The sequence below is a fragment of the Cupriavidus malaysiensis genome, assembly GCF_001854325.1.
GTDB lineage: Bacteria > Pseudomonadota > Gammaproteobacteria > Burkholderiales > Burkholderiaceae > Cupriavidus > Cupriavidus malaysiensis.
On the sequence record NZ_CP017755.1, the window covers coordinates 238,772 to 253,957 of the forward strand.

13 protein-coding genes are annotated in these 15,186 nt (G+C 69.4%); 7 read left to right on the forward strand and 6 right to left on the reverse strand.

What is annotated here, in order from left to right:
• Positions 1 to 7: 7 nt before the first annotated feature.
• Together BKK80_RS20960 and BKK80_RS20965 are read right to left on the reverse strand one after the other, a co-directional pair.
• Complete coding sequence (locus BKK80_RS20960; protein ID WP_071071057.1) at positions 8 to 1,018, reverse strand: tripartite tricarboxylate transporter substrate binding protein; 1,011 nt, start codon at positions 1,016 to 1,018, stop codon at positions 8 to 10.
• 81 nt (positions 1,019 to 1,099) lie between these two features.
• Positions 1,100 to 2,245: a tartrate dehydrogenase gene (locus tag BKK80_RS20965; protein WP_071071059.1), complete on the reverse strand. Its 1,146-nt coding sequence runs from the start codon at positions 2,243 to 2,245 to the stop codon at positions 1,100 to 1,102.
• A 97-nt stretch (positions 2,246 to 2,342) separates the two neighbouring features.
• Between BKK80_RS20965 and BKK80_RS20970 the strand changes: the two genes are divergently transcribed.
• Positions 2,343 to 3,257 (forward strand): LysR substrate-binding domain-containing protein, encoded by a 915-nt coding sequence (locus BKK80_RS20970; protein WP_071017377.1) that lies wholly within the window; start codon positions 2,343 to 2,345, stop codon positions 3,255 to 3,257.
• Between the two features lie 138 nt (positions 3,258 to 3,395).
• Positions 3,396 to 3,602: a dodecin gene (locus BKK80_RS20975; RefSeq protein ID WP_071017376.1), complete on the forward strand. Its 207-nt coding sequence runs from the start codon at positions 3,396 to 3,398 to the stop codon at positions 3,600 to 3,602.
• A 27-nt stretch (positions 3,603 to 3,629) separates the two neighbouring features.
• On the opposite strand, the gene BKK80_RS20980 is transcribed toward BKK80_RS20975, so the two are convergent.
• The 4 genes from BKK80_RS20980 to BKK80_RS20995 form a co-directional block, all read right to left on the reverse strand.
• On the reverse strand, positions 3,630 to 4,403 hold the full coding sequence (locus BKK80_RS20980; protein WP_083384313.1) for a tetratricopeptide repeat protein: 774 nt from the start codon (positions 4,401 to 4,403) through the stop codon (positions 3,630 to 3,632).
• Between the two features lie 94 nt (positions 4,404 to 4,497).
• Complete coding sequence (locus BKK80_RS20985) at positions 4,498 to 6,714, reverse strand: TonB-dependent receptor (protein WP_084545672.1); 2,217 nt, start codon at positions 6,712 to 6,714, stop codon at positions 4,498 to 4,500.
• 339 nt (positions 6,715 to 7,053) lie between these two features.
• A complete protein-coding gene (locus BKK80_RS20990) occupies positions 7,054 to 8,718 on the reverse strand; it encodes a ShlB/FhaC/HecB family hemolysin secretion/activation protein (protein ID WP_071017372.1) in 1,665 nt (554 codons plus the stop codon).
• Positions 8,719 to 8,888: 170 nt separating this feature from the next.
• Positions 8,889 to 10,421 carry a collagen-like triple helix repeat-containing protein gene (locus BKK80_RS20995; RefSeq protein ID WP_071071063.1) on the reverse strand — a complete coding sequence of 511 codons (1,533 nt, stop codon included), beginning with the start codon at positions 10,419 to 10,421 and terminating at the stop codon, positions 8,889 to 8,891.
• A 684-nt stretch (positions 10,422 to 11,105) separates the two neighbouring features.
• Between BKK80_RS20995 and BKK80_RS21000 the strand changes: the two genes are divergently transcribed.
• The 5 genes from BKK80_RS21000 (at position 11,106) to cpaB (ending at position 15,170) form a co-directional block, all read left to right on the forward strand.
• Positions 11,106 to 12,410, forward strand: a complete 1,305-nt coding sequence (locus BKK80_RS21000) for a collagen-like triple helix repeat-containing protein (RefSeq protein ID WP_071071065.1) — start codon at positions 11,106 to 11,108, stop codon at positions 12,408 to 12,410.
• A gap of 371 nt (positions 12,411 to 12,781) precedes the next feature.
• Positions 12,782 to 12,982, forward strand: coding sequence for a Flp family type IVb pilin (locus BKK80_RS21005; RefSeq protein WP_071071067.1), 201 nt, complete (start codon positions 12,782 to 12,784; stop codon positions 12,980 to 12,982).
• 21 nt (positions 12,983 to 13,003) lie between these two features.
• Entirely contained in the window at positions 13,004 to 13,504 is a 501-nt protein-coding gene (locus BKK80_RS21010) for an A24 family peptidase (protein WP_071017364.1), read from the forward strand.
• Between the two features lie 195 nt (positions 13,505 to 13,699).
• Positions 13,700 to 14,164 (forward strand): TadE/TadG family type IV pilus assembly protein, encoded by a 465-nt coding sequence (locus BKK80_RS21015; protein WP_071017363.1) that lies wholly within the window; start codon positions 13,700 to 13,702, stop codon positions 14,162 to 14,164.
• 82 nt (positions 14,165 to 14,246) lie between these two features.
• Entirely contained in the window at positions 14,247 to 15,170 is a 924-nt protein-coding gene (gene cpaB / locus BKK80_RS21020) for a Flp pilus assembly protein CpaB (RefSeq protein ID WP_071039239.1), read from the forward strand.
• Positions 15,171 to 15,186: the final 16 nt, after the last annotated feature.

Below are 15,186 nucleotides of genomic sequence, written 5' to 3' on the forward strand. Positions count from 1 at the left end.
CTGGTGATCAGCCCAGCATCTGCTTGAGGTTGAGCCGTTCGATCAGCTTCTTCTCGTGTTCGTAGTTGTCGGCGACGAACTTGCGGTACTCGTCGGCGTCCTGGTACATGACGATGGCATCGATCTTCTCGCAGGCCGCCTTGAATTCCGTGCTGAGGATGGCGCGGCGCAGCGCCTCGCGCAGCTTCAGCGCGATCTTCGGGTCGAGTCCGCGCGGCGCGCCGATGCCGTTGGGCGCATCCATCACCACGTGGTAGCCGAGTTCCTTGAGCGTGGGCGTGCTGCCGAAGCGCGGCAGGCGCTGCGCGCCCCAGGTGGCGAGCAGGCGCAGCTTGCCTTGTTCCACATAGGGCGCCCAGGAGCTGGAGTCGGCCAGCAGGTCGACCTGGCCGCCGAGCAGGTCGGACAGGGCCGGCGCGCCGCCCTTGTAGGGGATGTGGTTGAGCTTGATGCCGGCATTGAGCGCGAACTCTTCCATGCCGACGTGGGTCTGGCCGGCGACGCCGGCGGTGGCGTAGTTGACCTTGCCGGGGTTGGCGCGGGCGTAGGCCACGAGGTCGGCCAGCGTCTTGAAGCGCGCGTCGCTGCGCACCACCATGCCGAAGGTCTGGCCCGAGGCGCGCGCCAGGTAGGTCAGGTCCTTGAGCGGGTCCATCTGCACCACGCCGAGCTGCGAGAAGCGGGTCACCGAGAGCGGGATCTGGCCGATGGTGTAGCCGTCCGGGCGGGCGTTGGCGAGTGCCTTGGTGCCGATCATGCCGGAAGCGCCGGCACGGTTGTCCACCACGATGGACTGGCCCAGCTCGCGCCCCGCCAACTGCATCAGCACGCGCATGGTCACGTCGGCGGTGCCGCCGGCCGGCCACGGGCAGATGAAGGTGATCGGACGCGAAGGATAGTCGCTATCGGCCGCCAGCGCGGACGCGGCGGGGAGCATGCCGGCAAGGGTGCCGGCGAGGGTGCCGGCGGCACCGAGCAGCAGTTGCCGGCGCCCCGGCTTGAATGTGCTGTCTTGCATGTCTGTCTCCTGTGGGGGGCCTTGATGGGGCAAGCAGGTGCCATGCGCCGTGGCCGCCCTCGGCGGCGCATGGGGGAGGGGTCAGGCGGCCAGCGCGTCGGCCGCGGTGCCCGCGCCGACCAGCCGGGCGATGGCTTCGCCGACCTCGGTGGTGCTGGCGCCGCCGCCCAGGTCGGGCGTGCGCGGGCCCTGCGCCAGCACGGTCTCGATGGCGCCCAGGATGGCATCGTGCGCCTGGCGGAAACGTGCATCAGGCGCGCCGTCCCCCGCGCGCGCGCCGCCGAGGAAATCGAGCATCAGCGCGCCCGACCAGATCATGGCGACCGGGTTGGCGATGTTCTTGCCGTAGATGTCGGGCGCGGAGCCGTGCACCGGCTCGAACAGCGAGGGAAAGCGGCGCTCGGGGTTCAGGTTGGCCGACGGCGCCAGGCCGATGGTGCCGGCGCAGGCCGGGCCCAGGTCGGACAGGATGTCGCCGAACAGGTTGGAGGCCACCACCACGTCGAAGCGCGTGGGCTGCAGCACGAAGCGCGCGGTCAGGATGTCGATGTGCTGGCGATCGACGGCGACGTCGGGATAGTGCACCGCCATCGCATCGGTGCGCTCGTCCCAGTAGGGCATGCTGACCGCGATGCCGTTGGATTTGGTGGCCACGGTCAAATGGCGGCGCTGGCGCGCGCGGGCCAGCTCGAAGGCGTAGCGCAGCACGCGGTCGGTGCCGTGCCGGCTGAACACGGATTCCTGCAGCACCACCTCGCGCTCGGTGCCTTCGAACATGCGGCCGCCCAGCGAGGTGTATTCGCCCTCGGTGTTCTCGCGCACCACCAGGAAGTCGATGTCGCCGGGCTTGCGGTTGGCCAGCGGGCAAGGCACGCCTTCGAACAGGCGCACCGGGCGCAGGTTCACGTACTGGTCGAACTCGCGGCGGAACTTGAGCAGCGAGCCCCACAGCGAGACATGGTCGGGCACCTTGTCGGGCCAGCCGACCGCGCCGAAGTACAGCGCGTCGCAGCCTTCCAGCTGCGCGCGCCAGTCGGCCGGCATCATCGCGCCGGTCTGCAGGTAGTAGTCGCAGTGGGCCCAGTCGAAGTGGACGAATTCCAGGTCGAGCGAGAAGCGCGCCGCGGCGGCCTCGAGCACGCGCAGGCCTTCCGGCATCACTTCCTTGCCGATGCCGTCTCCGGGGATGACGGCGATGCGCAGCGGGGCCTTGGGGGATGAGGTCATGGAGGAATCCGGTTCGCAGTAGGAGGATCGGCAGCCATGGTAAAGCCGGCCCGGCGGAATATAATCAGCCGGATCGTGAAGCGATAAAACACGATCCGTGAAGAATGAACTGCTCAACGAAGACCTCCGTGTCTTCATCGAGGTGGCGCGCCGGTCCAGCTTTTCCGCGGCCGCGGAGGCGCTGGGCGTGTCGCCGGCCTACATCAGCAAGCGCATCCATATGCTGGAGGCGGCGCTTTCCGTGCGCCTTTTCCACCGCACCACGCGCCGCGTGGTAGTCAGCGAGGACGGCGAACGCGTCTACGCGCTGGCGCAGCGCATCCTGGACGATATCGACCACCTCTACGAGGAAGTGTCGAGCACGCGGCGCAACCCGCGCGGCCTGCTGCGGGTGTGCTCCAGCTTCGGCTTCGGCCGCAACGTGGTGGCACCGGCCATCTCGCAGCTGGTGCGGCAGTATCCGGCGCTGCAGGTGCGCTTCGAGGTGTTCGACCGCCTGGTCGACGTGGCCACCGAGGGCTTCGACCTCGACATCCGCGTGGGCGACGAGATCGCCCCGCACCATATCGCGCGGCGCCTGGGCTCCAACCATCGCGTGCTGTGCGCGGCGCCGGCCTACCTGGCCCGGCGCGGGCAGCCGCGCACGCTGGCCGAACTGGCCAGCCACGACTGCCTGGTGATCAAGGAGCGCGATCACCCCTTCGGGGTCTGGAAGCTGCGCGACGGACAGCAGGAGCAGACCGTCAAGGTGACCGGGCCGTTGTCGTCCAACAACGGCGAGATCGTGGTACGCTGGGCGGTGGACGGCCACGGCATTGCGCTGCGCTCCACCTGGGACGTCGGGCCGCAGCTGGCCAGCGGCGCGCTGGTGCAGGTGCTGCCGGACTACCGGCAGGACGCCAATATCTGGGCGGTCTATCCGTCGCGGCTGACCACCTCGGCCAAGATCCGCGTCTGCGTGGAGTTCTTCGAGGCTTATTTCCGCCAGCGCGGCGATCCGGCGGCGGCCTGAGCACGGCCGGCACGGCACGCTGCGGCTGGGCATTGTCCGCGACGCTGCCTATGATGGAGACGGCGCGGCGCGCGCGGCCCCATTGCTGTGGTGCGCGGCCGTGTGCCGTCACCGCATTGCAGCCAAGACGAGGGCGCCATGTCAAACCATACCTACAAGCTGGTGGAGATCGTCGGTTCCTCGCCGGAGGGCACGGACAAGGCCATCCAGAATGCCATCGCCAAGGCGAGCGAAACCATCAAGCATATCGACTGGTTCGAGATGGTGGAGATGCGCGGCCACATCGTCGACGGTACGGTGGCGCACTTCCAGGTGACGCTGAAGATCGGCTTCCGCGTCGACTGAGCGAGCGCGGCGGGAGCGGCGCGGCGCTCAGCCGCGCGCGGCGTGCGGCAAGGCGTCGTGCAGCGGGCCGTAGAGGCGGCGTAGCGCCGGCTGTGGCGCCTCGCGCAGGTAGGCCAGCGTCTTCTCGAGGAAGGCGGGCGTGGCGCTGTCCGGCACGCGCCGGATCCACCTGCCGGCCTCGGCCTCGCGGCCTTGCAGCGCGAGCAGGCGCGCGTGGTTGAACTGCCCGCGGAAGTCGCCGCCCTCGGCGGCGCGGCGGTAGTGCTCGGCCGCCTGGGCCAGGTCGCGCTCGACTTCCCAGCCGTCTTCGTAGAAGCCGCCGATGATATTGAGCGACTTGGCATGGCCGAGTGCCGCCGCGCGCCGGTACCAGTCCAGCGCCTGCGCGCGCTCGGGTGCGACGCCGCGGCCCAGCGTCAGCGCGGTGGCCAGGTTGTACATGCCCCAGTCCGAACCGCGCTCCGCCGCCAGCTGGTACCAGCGCGCGGCGGCGTGCGCGTCCTGCGGCGTGCCCCAGCCATTCTCGTAGCAGCGTCCCGCCAGGTTGGCGGCGCCGGCGTGGCCGGCGTGCGCGGCATGCTTGAACCAGGCGAAGGCGCGCGCTTCGTCGCGCGCCAGTCCGCGCCCGGCGAGGAACCACTGGCCCAGCAGGGCCTGCGCGTCGAGATGGCCGGCCAGCGCGGCGGCGCCGAGCCAGGGCAGTGCCTGGGCGGCGGGACCGCACAGCTTGTCGCGCAGGGCGGCGGGGCCGAGCTGTTCGAGTTCACCAGGGGTGGCGGGGCGGAAGGGCAGGTCGAGCATGGCGGAGAAGGCAGGCGCCCCGGCCCCGCCGCAAGGCAGGACCGGGGCACCGGACACGCGGCGCGTGCCGCAGGCGGTCGGGCCGGTCGGGCGTTCAGAAGCGCACGTTGGCGCTGAAGATGAAGGCGCGGCCGGGCGCCATGGTGGCGTAGTGGCTGGCGTAGGCCTGGCTGTAGTAGACCTTGTCGGTCAGGTTCTGCACGTTGAGCTGCAGCGCCAGGTTCTTGTTGACCCGATAGCTGGCCATGGCGTCGAAGCGCCAGTACGACGGCACCCATTTGTTGGTCGACTCGTTGCCCCAGATCTTGGACACGTAGTAGGCGCCGCCGCCCAGCGTGAACTTGGGCAGCACCTGGTAGGTGGTCCACAGGCTGAAGCTGTCGTCCGGCGTGTTGGGGAAGGAGGTGCCGTTGGCGAGGCCGAAGGCCGCGCCGGCGCCGCCCGCGTTGCGCAGTTCACTCTTCAGGTGGGTGTAGCCGCCGAACACCGCCCAGTCGTTGGTGACGTTGCCGGAGAAGCCCAGCTCGAAGCCCTGCACGCGCTTGTCGCCGGCCATGGCCGCGGTGCCGTCCTGCAAGGTGATGCGGGCATTGGTGGTGTCGATGCGGAACAGCGCGGCGGTCAGGGCCAGGCGCCGCTGCAGCGGCTCCCACTTGGCGCCCACTTCGTAGGCGCGGTTCTTCTCGGGCGCCAGCATGGCGCCAATGTTGCCGCTGCGGTCCGGGCCCAGCGCATTGCCGTCGCTGCCCTGGGTCAGGAAGGAGCCTGCCGGGGTCGACGAGGTGCCGAAGGAGGCGTACAGGCTGACCGTCTCGACCGGCTTGAAGACGATGCCCAACTGGTAGTTGAACAGATTGTCGGTGCGGCCGAAGTCGGTGCGCACGCCCTTGCTGTCCGCGGCGGAGGTGAAGTTGGCGTCGTAGCGGTCGTAGCGGATGCCGCCGTTGACCAGCCAGTGCTTGCCCAGCTCGACCGAGTCGAACAGGTAGACCGCCGCCGTGTTGGTCTTCGAGTTGGTCGGGTTGTTGGCGCGCGAGATGGCGCCGGACCACGGATCGAAGGGATTCGGGTTGAGCAGCGTGGTGCAGTTGTAGCCGCCGGCGGCGCCCGGGCCGCTGGGGCAGCGGTTGCTGCCGGTGGCCACGTTGTAGCTGTCGTTCTCGCTCTTCTCCTGCGCGAACTCGATGCCGAAGGCGTACTTGTGCTTGGCGAAGCCGGTCTGCACGGTGCCGGACAGGTCGGTCTGGTTGGCGACGGTGTTGACCGTGGAGACGCGCGTGTTGGCGCGGCGCCAGACCATGCCGTAGTAGATGTTGCCCTGGCTGTCGTCGGGCTGGGTCCAGATGAAGTCCTGGTGGGTGCGGGCCACGCGCGTCTGGTTGCGGAACTTGAGCGCCGGGCTGAAATCGTGCTCGAAGCGGATCGTGCCCATGTCGGTCTGGTCCTTGCGGAAATCGCGGTTGGCCAGGCCGTAGTAGGTGTTGCGCGGCACGCTGATCGGCGAGCCGTCGCCGGCAAAGCTGGTACGGGCGATGCTGTCGCTGCGCCGGTTGAAGGTCGGGTTGTTGTACGGGATCCCGGTGTCCGGGATGTCGTTGGACTGCATGTGGTAGTACGCCAGCGTCAGGCGCGTGTCGGTGCCCAGGCCGAAGGCGACGGTCGGCGCGATGCCCCAGCGCGACTGGTTGGCCACGTCGCGGCCCGGCACGTCCTGGTCATGCACCATGGCGTTGAGGCGGAAGGCCCCGTGGTCGGAGAACTTCCAGTTGCCGTCGGCGGTGGCGCGCTTGTAGTCGGCGTTGCCGAGACTGACATTGCCCTCGGCGAAGTTCTCCAGGCGCGGCGCCTTGCTGGTGATGTTGATGCTGCCGCCGGCGGAGCCGCGGCCGTCGTAGGCGCCGGCCGGACCCTTGGTCACTTCCACCGTCTCGACGTTGAAGATCTCGCGCGATTGCGAGCCGATGTCGCGGAAGCCGTCGAGGAAGGTGCTGGCCTGCGCGTCGTAGCCGCGGATGAAGGGGCGGTCGCCGACCGGGTTGCCGCCCTCGCCGGCGCCGAAGGCGATGCCGGGCACGGTGCGCAGCACGTCGGTGAGGCTGGCCGAGGCGGTGCTCTGGATCACTTCCTGCGGAATCACGGTGATCGAGCGCGGCGTGTCGAGCAACTTGTCCGGGTTCTTGATCGAAGAGGTGGAGTCGACCTTGAAGTTGCTGTCGCCCGTGCCGCTGACCGTCACCGCCGGCAGTTCAGCCGCGGCCACCGTGGCGCTGCCGGCCGACTGCGCGGCCACCGGTGTTGCCGCCACCGCCATGCCGACGGCGCCGGTCAGGCGCGGAACGGCGTGCTTCCTCTTGCTTCTGCTGACAACCACTGCAGTCGACACGATCCTTCCCTCTTTAGTTTTGTGAATCATATTAAGAATGAGAAGGATTATCATTTGCTGCCTGGATGTAAGTCAAGTGATACATCCAGGGCCGATGTGTCGTCTATGTATCGAGAATGGATGACAAGGCCTGCACTTGACGTGGTGGTGGAAGCACGTGCGGGCGTCCTGCGCCGGCCTGTGCCATCACCTGCCGCCACCACGTCATGCGCATGCCGCGAGGCGGGGCCGCCGGCCGAGACAGCCGGCGCGCGGCCCCGGCGGGCCTCAGTCGAACTGGTAGGAGTAGATCGCGTTCAGCCGCGGCGAGCGGTGCGACGCGTTGATGGGCTTGTCGCCGACCGGTTGTGCGATCGACAGGTCCAGCGTGTAGTAGCGGCGGTCGGAGAAGCGCACGCCGAGTCCTACCGAGGCCAGCGAACGGTGCGTCAGCACAACGCTGTTGGAGAGCACGCGCGCCATGTCGCCGATGACGTAGGGCTGGACCGTCTTCAGGTAGGCCATGTCGAGCGTGAACAGACGATTGAATTCGAGCGAGGCGCCCCAGCCCTTGTCGCCCGCCACTTCGCCGGCCGGATAGCCCAGGCCGAACATGCGGCCGCCGAAGCTGATCTGTTCGCTCGAGGCCAGCCGCTGCGCGCTGAACTGGCCCGCCGCCGACACGGTCATGCCGAAGCCGGCCGGCAGGTCGTTCGACTGCGAGGCCTGCAGCCGGGTGCGGAAGAAGCTGAGGTCGTTGGTGGTGTTCTCGCGCGAGGCGCCGAGCCCGGCGATGCCCTGGTACAGGCCCAGCATCAGGGTGCGCGTCTGGCCCTGGCTGCGCTGCACGTAGTTGGCCTCGGCGCTGACCACGCGCACGCGCGTGCCCAGTGTCACCTGCTGCCCGGTGGCCGTGCCGGTATAGCGTTCGAACTGGTCGACGCCGTAGATGCCGCCGGTGGCGATCAGTGTCTGCGCGTTGCTGAGCAGCAGCGGGTAGGCGAGGCTGGCGCCGATGCGCTTGTTGTCGTTGACATAGCGCGGATCGATGCCGAGCGGCGCCAGCGTCGCGTTCTCGGGCACGCCGCGGTAGTGCGAGGCGGTCACGCGCGCCACCATGCCCTCGGTGCCGATCGGCTGCGCGTAGTTGGCCGCGTAGTACTCTTCCTTGTTCGGGCCCTTGGGAAACAGGGCTGACACCGAGACCTGTTCACCCAGCGGCGACAGGCTGTTGGCGGTGAGCGTGGAGATCGCGCGCAGCCCCGGCGACATGTACTCGATGCCGGTGCCGAAGGTGACGGGCTTGCGCTTGATGTCGAGCACCAGCTCGCAGGCGCCATCGGTGGTCTGCGGCGGCTGCACGGTGGCCGCCACCTGCATGCCCGGCTGCAGGCCGAGCACGTTGGCATAGTGTTCGAAGGTCTCGCGGCGCAGCGGCTTGTCCTGCATCAGCCGTTCGCCGATCGCGCGCAGGCGGTCCTCGGCCGCGCCGGCCTTGCCGCGGATGGTGATGGTCTTGACATAGCCTTCGACCACCGTGACCAGGACGTTGCCGTTCTCGAAAGTCTGCGCCGGCACGAAGGCGAACGAAAGCGGGTAGCCGCGCTGCTGGTACATCTGCGTGACTTCGTTGGCGGCTTCCAGCAGTTGTGCGACGGTGATCTCGTGGCCGGCCAGCGGCGCGAACTTCGCGGCGATCTCGGCGAAGGGGATGGTCTTGACCCCTTCGATCTGGAACTTCTGCGGCGTCAGCCGGCTTTGCAGCAGGTGCTGCAGCGCGGCATCGGGACGTTCCACCTGGATCGTGACGTTGCTGCCGGCGGGCCGGCTCGGCTCGATCTTCGGCAGGGTCTGGGTCGGGTCGCCCTGGACCGGGCTGCGCGGATCGGAATAAGAGGCCTGGCAGACGCCGAGGCCGATCAAAAGCGTGGCGACACGAGTACGTGCTCGCATGGTGATACCCCTGTTTCTAAAGTGTCGCGGCTATGACGCGATGTGCCGCTGAAGACGGGGGTGCCGCTGTCCCCGCCTTCTCCTTGCGGCCATCGCGCTGTTCTACGGATCGACTGCTTTCCTGATTGCCTTGCCGGTGACCGCCGGCGCCCGCGGCGCCGGCGTGCCGCCTAGTGCTTGCTGCCGCCCAGGCCGCCCAGCAGGCCGCCGAGCAGGTTGGTGACGGGCGCCAGCGCGCCGCCGCTGCCCGACGTGCCGGACGAACCGCCGGTGCTGCCGGTGCTGCCGGTGCTGCCCGACGTGGCGGCGCCGACGCCGCTCGTGAGGCTGGAGACCAGGTTGGTCACCGGCGCCAGTGCACCGCCGCCGGCGCCGGCGGTGCTGCCGACCGACCCCACCGCTCCGACCGCGCCGGTGACCGTGCCGACCACGTTGCCGACCAGGCTGGTGACCGGCGCGAGCGCGCCGCTGCCGGTATTGCCGCCGGTGGCGCTGCCGAGGGCGCCGGTCAGGCTCGAGACCAGGCTGGTGACCGGCGCCAGGGGGCCGCTGCCGGCGCTGCCGCCGGTAGCGCTGCCGAGGCTGCCGGTCAGGCCCGAGACGAGGCCGGTGACAGGGGCCAGCGGGCCCGAGCTGCTGCCCGAGCCGCCGGCCAGGCCGCCGAGGCCGCCGAGGCCACCCAGCAGGCTGGTCACCGGTGCCAGCGGGCTGCTGCCCGAGCTGCTGCCGTTGGCGTTGTAGAGCACGCCGCCCAGCGACGCGACCGTGGTGCCGGTGCCGGTCACGATGCCGCCCACGCCCGATACCACCGGCGTATTGGTCTGCTTGAGCGAAGTGCCGGCGACGGCGAGCGCGCCGCCGACCGTGGCCAGCAGGCCGTTGACCGGCTGGCCGAGGCCGGTCGCGGCGCCCAGCGTCTGGGTGGTGCTGGTCAGCTGCGAGGTCAGCGGCACGATGGCCTTGCTGACACCGCTGGTGAGCTGTTCGACCGGGCCGGTCGACAGCACGGTGCCGAGCTGGGTGCCCACGTTGCCCACCGTGCCGCCCAGCTGCGTCACCAGCGAGCCGACCGGCGTGGTCACCGGCGCCAGCGGCGAGAGCGGGCCGCTGCCCAGGCCGCTGACCGCGCTGCCGACGTTGCTGACGGCGTTGCCGACCTGGTTCACCACATTACCGGTGCTCGCCAGCGTCGTGCCGAGCGGGTTGGCCGCGTTGGGCATGTTGCCCAGGCCGTTCTGCAGGCCGGTCCCCAGCGCGTTGACGGCGGCGCCAAGCGAGCTGACCGCGTTGCCCAGGCCCGTCTGGGTCTGCGACGACACCACCGGCAGGCTGGCGCCGGAGATCGCCTGGCCGAGCTGGCCGACCGTGCTGCCGGCCGCGTTCACGACCGAGCCGGTGCTGTTGACGATGGAGCTGGTGGGCGTCAGCGAAGTGGTGGAGCCGCCATTGTTGCCGCCGTTGTTGCCACCGTTGTTGCCACCGTTGTTGCCACCGTTGTTTCCGCCGTTGTTGCCACCGTTGTTGCTGCCGTTGCCACCCGTTCCGTTGCTGCCGCTACCGTTGCTGCCCGTGCCGTTGCTGCCCGTGCTCGAACTACCGCCGGAGTCTGTGCCGAGGGAGGTGGAGCCGCTGCCGCTGGCGCAGCCGCCCAGTGCCAGCAGCGTGGTCAGCAGCGATGCCAGGACGATGTGTTGTTTGCGCATGATGTTCTACCCCTCGAAATGGATGTGAATCTCTTGACGTGTGCGCGCCCTGTTTGCGGCGCGTGTGGCGGGGTAGAGCGCAAACGCTGTGCCAGCGCGTGCGTGGCGGCTGGCCGGGCCGGGCGGCGGCGCCGGGCGGTTGGCCGTAACGCCTTGTGCTGCAAGGGTTTACGGCTGGCAGGCAAGCATCGTTGAGGGTGGTTTGAAACGGTCGCGAGCGGTTGTTCCGCCGTTACGTGTTACGTAACGTCGCGGCCAATCTCCGAAACATCGGCGTGCTCGCAGGTCTGCTGCACACGGCGACGGCATGGCGGGGCTGCCGCATCGCCATGCGTTGGTGTGTTTCGTGGCGAGGGGAACATGTTACGTAGCACGTAACGTCCGCCGAGCTGTCGGGCACCGCTCTTTGCATGCCCGTGAGAACCCCCCGTAACGTCGGGGAAGCCGCATGGCGCAAGGCCGCGCGGGTAGCGGGCCGGGCCGCCGCCGATGCGCTCGGCGTGGTTGGCACGCTGCTTGCGGCTGTGGACTCCGACGAGTCTGCACCCCGGGGTGATTCGGATGCGAAACCCGCCTGACCAGGGCGATCGCGCAGGGGGCGGCGAACTCGCCCGCGGACCAGCCGCACCGATCAGACAGCGCCCCCTTGGCAAAGACGTGGCGGGGGAGACAAAGGAGAAAACCATGAACGCATCGATCCGACCCATTTCCACGCAACCCGCGCAGCGCGTGCTGGCACTTGCCTGTGCCGCGGCCCTCGCCATGCTGGCGGGCTGCTCTTCCGGCGGCTCCGGCAGCGGCGCGACGCAGGATTCCCAGACCACGCCGACCACGCCCGTCAATCCGCCGAACGTGACGACGCAGAGCACGCCGCTCGGCCAGGTGTCCAGCGGCGCCGGCAATACCGTCATCGCCGCCGGCAATGCCGTCACCGATATCGGCAAGCAGTTGCAGAACACCGCGCTGCCGGTGGTGCCGACCGCCGCGCGCAATGCGCTGGGCGATACCGTGGCCAATGCCGGCGGCGCGGTGGGCGCGCTCGGCGCCGGGGTGCGCGATGGCCTGGGCAAGATGGGCTCGGTCAGCGATCCGCTTGGCGTGACGGTGGCCAGCACCGGCAACGTCGTGACCAAGCTGGGCAACACGGTGTCGAGCGCAGGCAATGTGGTGACCGGCCTGGGCACCGAGACGCTGTCGCCGCTGGCGCCGGTGACCACGCCGGTCGGCAGCCTGGTGAGCCAGGTCGGGGCGGTCGTCGCCGATGGCGGCGGCAAGCTCGGCAGCGTGCTGTCCACCGGGCCGGTGGCGCAGCTCACCAGCACGGCCAGCAAGGCCATCGTACCGCTGACCACGCAGCTTACCAATGCCACCCAGGGCATCGGCGCCGCCACCGGCCTCGGCCAGCCGGTCAACAGCCTGCTGGGCACCGTGGGCAACAACCTGGCCAGCGTGGGCAGCCTGGTCACCAACAGCAATGCGCCGCTGGTGTCGAGCCTGGGCGGCGTCGTCACCGAAGCGGGCAGGACCGTGGCCGGCGCGGGCGTCCTGCTGCATGGCGACGGCAGCACCACCAATCCGCTCGGCGGCCTGCTCGGCTCGCTGCCGCTCAGCGGCCTGACGGGCAGCGGCGCCAGCAGCAATCCGCTGGCGCCGGTGACCGGCCTGCTCGGCGGACTCACCGGCGGCAGCACGGGCGGCAATCCTCTGTCTCCCGTCACCAGCCTGCTGGGCGGCCTCGGCGGAAGCTCCAGCGGCTCGAACCCGCTGGCGCCCGTGACCAACCTCGTGTCGAGCCTGACCAGCGGCCTCAGCGGTGCCGCCGGTGCCGCCGGTGGCGGCAGCGGAGCACTGCCGGTGAAGACCGTGCTCACGCCGGTCACCGGCCTGCTCGGCAGCGCCACCGGTGCGGCAGGCAGCGCCACTACGGGCACGATCGGCACCACCGGATTGCCCCTCGTGTCGAGCCTGCTGGGCGGCCTCAGCCACTGAGCGCTACCGCATCACCCGAATGCGGTAGACCCCGACGACTTCATGGTGCGTTGACGTCTTTACCCCGCGGCGGCGCATCCTTTTCTTCCCTCCCATGCATGCAGTGCCGGTCTTCGCGGGCCGGTACTGTGGCAGGGATCCGTTCGCACATCATTCAAACTCTGATTTCAAACGGGTGTCCTCCTAGGTGTCCTCTTCTAAGCTGTTCCCCGCCCCCTCGACTAGGGGGTGTATAAGGCAGGCGGCGTGACATATAAAGATGGCACCAGTGGTATCGCTCGCTGTGACAGCCTGGCCATAAGAGCCAGGCGACAGCGAACAGATAAGCGGACGCTGGATGATGCAGTGCTTATTTTTGGGAGTGTGACCTCATGAAAAATTCCATTCAGCGTTTCCTTCGGGACGAGCGCGGCGCAACGGCCATCGAGTATGGTCTGATCGCCGGTCTGATCGCGATCGCGATCGCGATCGCCACCGCAGTCAGCGGCCTCGGCACCAACCTCACGACATTCTTCAACGGACTGGCCGGCAAGGTTTCGGCCTGGGCATCAGGCGCCACCAGCGCAGGCTGAGGCCACGCCACTGTCGCCCTGATGCTGTTCGTTGCCGTGCTGTTCTGCGCGGCAATCGTCTGGACCGACTTCTTACACCGTAGAGTTCCCAACACCGTGCTGGCCGCGGCGCTTGCCGCCGCCTGCATGGCGCTGGTGTTCGGCCCTTCGTCGCAGCCGGCGCTGTCATCGCGCCTGCTGGGGATGGGGCTGGGCTTCGTCGTCACCTTGCCGGTCTACGCCCTCGGGCGCATGGGCGCGGGTGATGTGAAGTTCCTTGCGGTGGCGGGTCTGTTCAGCGGTGCCGCCGGCCTGCCTGCCGTCTGGATCGTGGGCAGCCTGCTTGCGCTGGTGCATGCGCTGCTGGCGCGATCCGACCGGGTCGCGCTGGTGGTTGCGCGCGCTTCGCAATGGCGCAGCCGCACGCACGGCAACGCGCAGCATCAGGTCCGCCTTCCTCAACCGTTCGACGCCCGGCGCGGCATTCCCTACGCGGCCTATCTCGCCATGGGACTGCTCGCGTGGCTGCTGCGCGCGCAGTAGCGCGTGCTGCAGCACATGCCGCGAGGTGCGCGCTGCAGCAAGGCGCGGCACCGCGCGGCGCCTGATGCGCGATGACGCGGCACGATGAAGCGACACACCACGGAACGCGGTAAAGCCTGAACGATCCAGGCCGATATCTGCAGCAGGATCGGCGCCGCCGGTTCGGCGCGGCAAGACTCATCAACCGGATAGCGTATGCCTTTGCGGGGATCGTCAATCACGCGCGCACGCACCTCGGGCGTGGCGGCGCTGGAATTCGCCCTCATCCTGCCATTGATGCTGACCATCATCGTCGGCATCGTCTACTACGGCGTGGTGATGGCCTTGCAGCAGGTGCTGACGCTGGCGGCCGAAGAGGGCGCGCGTGCCGCGCTGCGCTACCCCAGCGGGGCCAGCGCCAACACGGCGGCAGCCACGCAGGCGCTGCGGGTCAGCGCCGCCTCGGCCACCGCGGTCGCCGCGCTGCCCACCTCGCTGGCTTCGCTGCTGTCGAGCAGCAACGTGGCCCAGGCCGCCAACTGCACGGCGCCGGCCGGCGCGGTCTGCGTCAACGTTACGCTGAACCTGCCGACCAGCAGCATCCTGCCCACCATTCCGCTGATGCCGGTGCCGGCCACGCTGACCGGAACGGCCGTGGTGCAACTGTCGCCAGACACATGATGGCCGGACACATGACGAAGACACCTGCCGCGGCGGCGCCTGGCCTGCCGCCACGAACCTGCTCCCCGAACCGGATTCCAGCATGACCAGCAAACAGATCAAGATCATGGCCATCGTGCTGCTCGCGCTTGCCGCGTTGCTCGCGCTGATGGCCTGGCAGGTGGGACGCAAGCCGCATGAGCCTGCGGCGCCGGTGCAGGCGGTGGCGGCACGGCATCCGGTGGTGGTGACCGCCAAGGCGATCGAGGCCGGCAAGCCGGTGCCGGCCGACGCCCTCAAGGTGGAGATGCTGCCGATCGAGCCGGCGGACTCCTACGCCGAGGTCGGCAAGGTGGCCGGCAAGGTGCCGCTGGTCGCGCTGGGGGCGAACGTGCCCGTGCTCGCTTCCCATCTGCTGCGCGGGCTGGCCGCGCAGGTGCTGCAGGGCGAGCGTGCGGTGGCGATCAACGTGGACGAGATGGTCGGCGTCGGCAACCAGGTCCAGCCGGGCGATTTCGTCGATGTTTTCCTGGTGCTGCGGCGCGACAACCAGGAAGTCGACGGCAGCCAGGCGCGCCTGCTGCTGTCGCGCCTGCGCGTGCTGGCCTATGGCGCCAGCACGGTGACGCAGACGGCCCAGCCGCAGGAACAGATGATGGTGCGCCAGGAAGGCGCCAAGACCGCCGTGCTGGCGGTGCCGGTGGAGCAGGTCAACAAGCTGGCGATCGGGCAGCAGGCCGGGCGCCTGCTGCTGGCGCTGCGCAATCCGAAGGACGAGACCACGCCCGATGCGGGCCTGTTCGCCGAGCCGCCGCCGGTGCTGAAGGCGAAGGGCAAGGCCGGCGAGGACGGCCTCGCGCCTGCGGACCGCGCCGCCGCCGGGCTTGCGCTGAGCGGGCTGGTCGGCGCTTCCGCACCGCATGCGGCCGCGCGCCCGCTGCCGGCCGCCGTGCCGCGCCCGCCGCGTTCCGCCGCCGCGCCGTCGGGCGTGGAGGTGATCCGCGCCGGCAAGCGCGATATCGAATGAAGGCGGCCTTGCCATG

Excerpts from the sequence above, each read along its gene's own strand:
- BKK80_RS20985 (WP_084545672.1), bottom strand. The coding sequence starts at position 6,714 with ATGGCGGTGGCGGCAACACCGGTGGCCGCGCAGTCGGCCGGCAGCGCC.
- BKK80_RS21005 (WP_071071067.1), top strand. The coding sequence starts at position 12,782 with ATGAAAAATTCCATTCAGCGTTTCCTTCGGGACGAGCGCGGCGCAACG.
- BKK80_RS20990 (WP_071017372.1), bottom strand. The coding sequence starts at position 8,718 with ATGCGAGCACGTACTCGTGTCGCCACGCTTTTGATCGGCCTCGGCGTC.
- BKK80_RS20995 (WP_071071063.1), bottom strand. The coding sequence starts at position 10,421 with ATGCGCAAACAACACATCGTCCTGGCATCGCTGCTGACCACGCTGCTG.
- cpaB (WP_071039239.1), top strand. The coding sequence starts at position 14,247 with ATGACCAGCAAACAGATCAAGATCATGGCCATCGTGCTGCTCGCGCTT.
- BKK80_RS20975 (WP_071017376.1), top strand. The coding sequence starts at position 3,396 with ATGTCAAACCATACCTACAAGCTGGTGGAGATCGTCGGTTCCTCGCCG.
- BKK80_RS20960 (WP_071071057.1), bottom strand. The coding sequence starts at position 1,018 with ATGCAAGACAGCACATTCAAGCCGGGGCGCCGGCAACTGCTGCTCGGT.
- BKK80_RS21015 (WP_071017363.1), top strand. The coding sequence starts at position 13,700 with ATGCCTTTGCGGGGATCGTCAATCACGCGCGCACGCACCTCGGGCGTG.
- BKK80_RS20980 (WP_083384313.1), bottom strand. The coding sequence starts at position 4,403 with ATGCTCGACCTGCCCTTCCGCCCCGCCACCCCTGGTGAACTCGAACAG.
- BKK80_RS21000 (WP_071071065.1), top strand. The coding sequence starts at position 11,106 with ATGAACGCATCGATCCGACCCATTTCCACGCAACCCGCGCAGCGCGTG.
- BKK80_RS20965 (WP_071071059.1), bottom strand. The coding sequence starts at position 2,245 with ATGACCTCATCCCCCAAGGCCCCGCTGCGCATCGCCGTCATCCCCGGA.
- BKK80_RS21010 (WP_071017364.1), top strand. The coding sequence starts at position 13,004 with ATGCTGTTCGTTGCCGTGCTGTTCTGCGCGGCAATCGTCTGGACCGAC.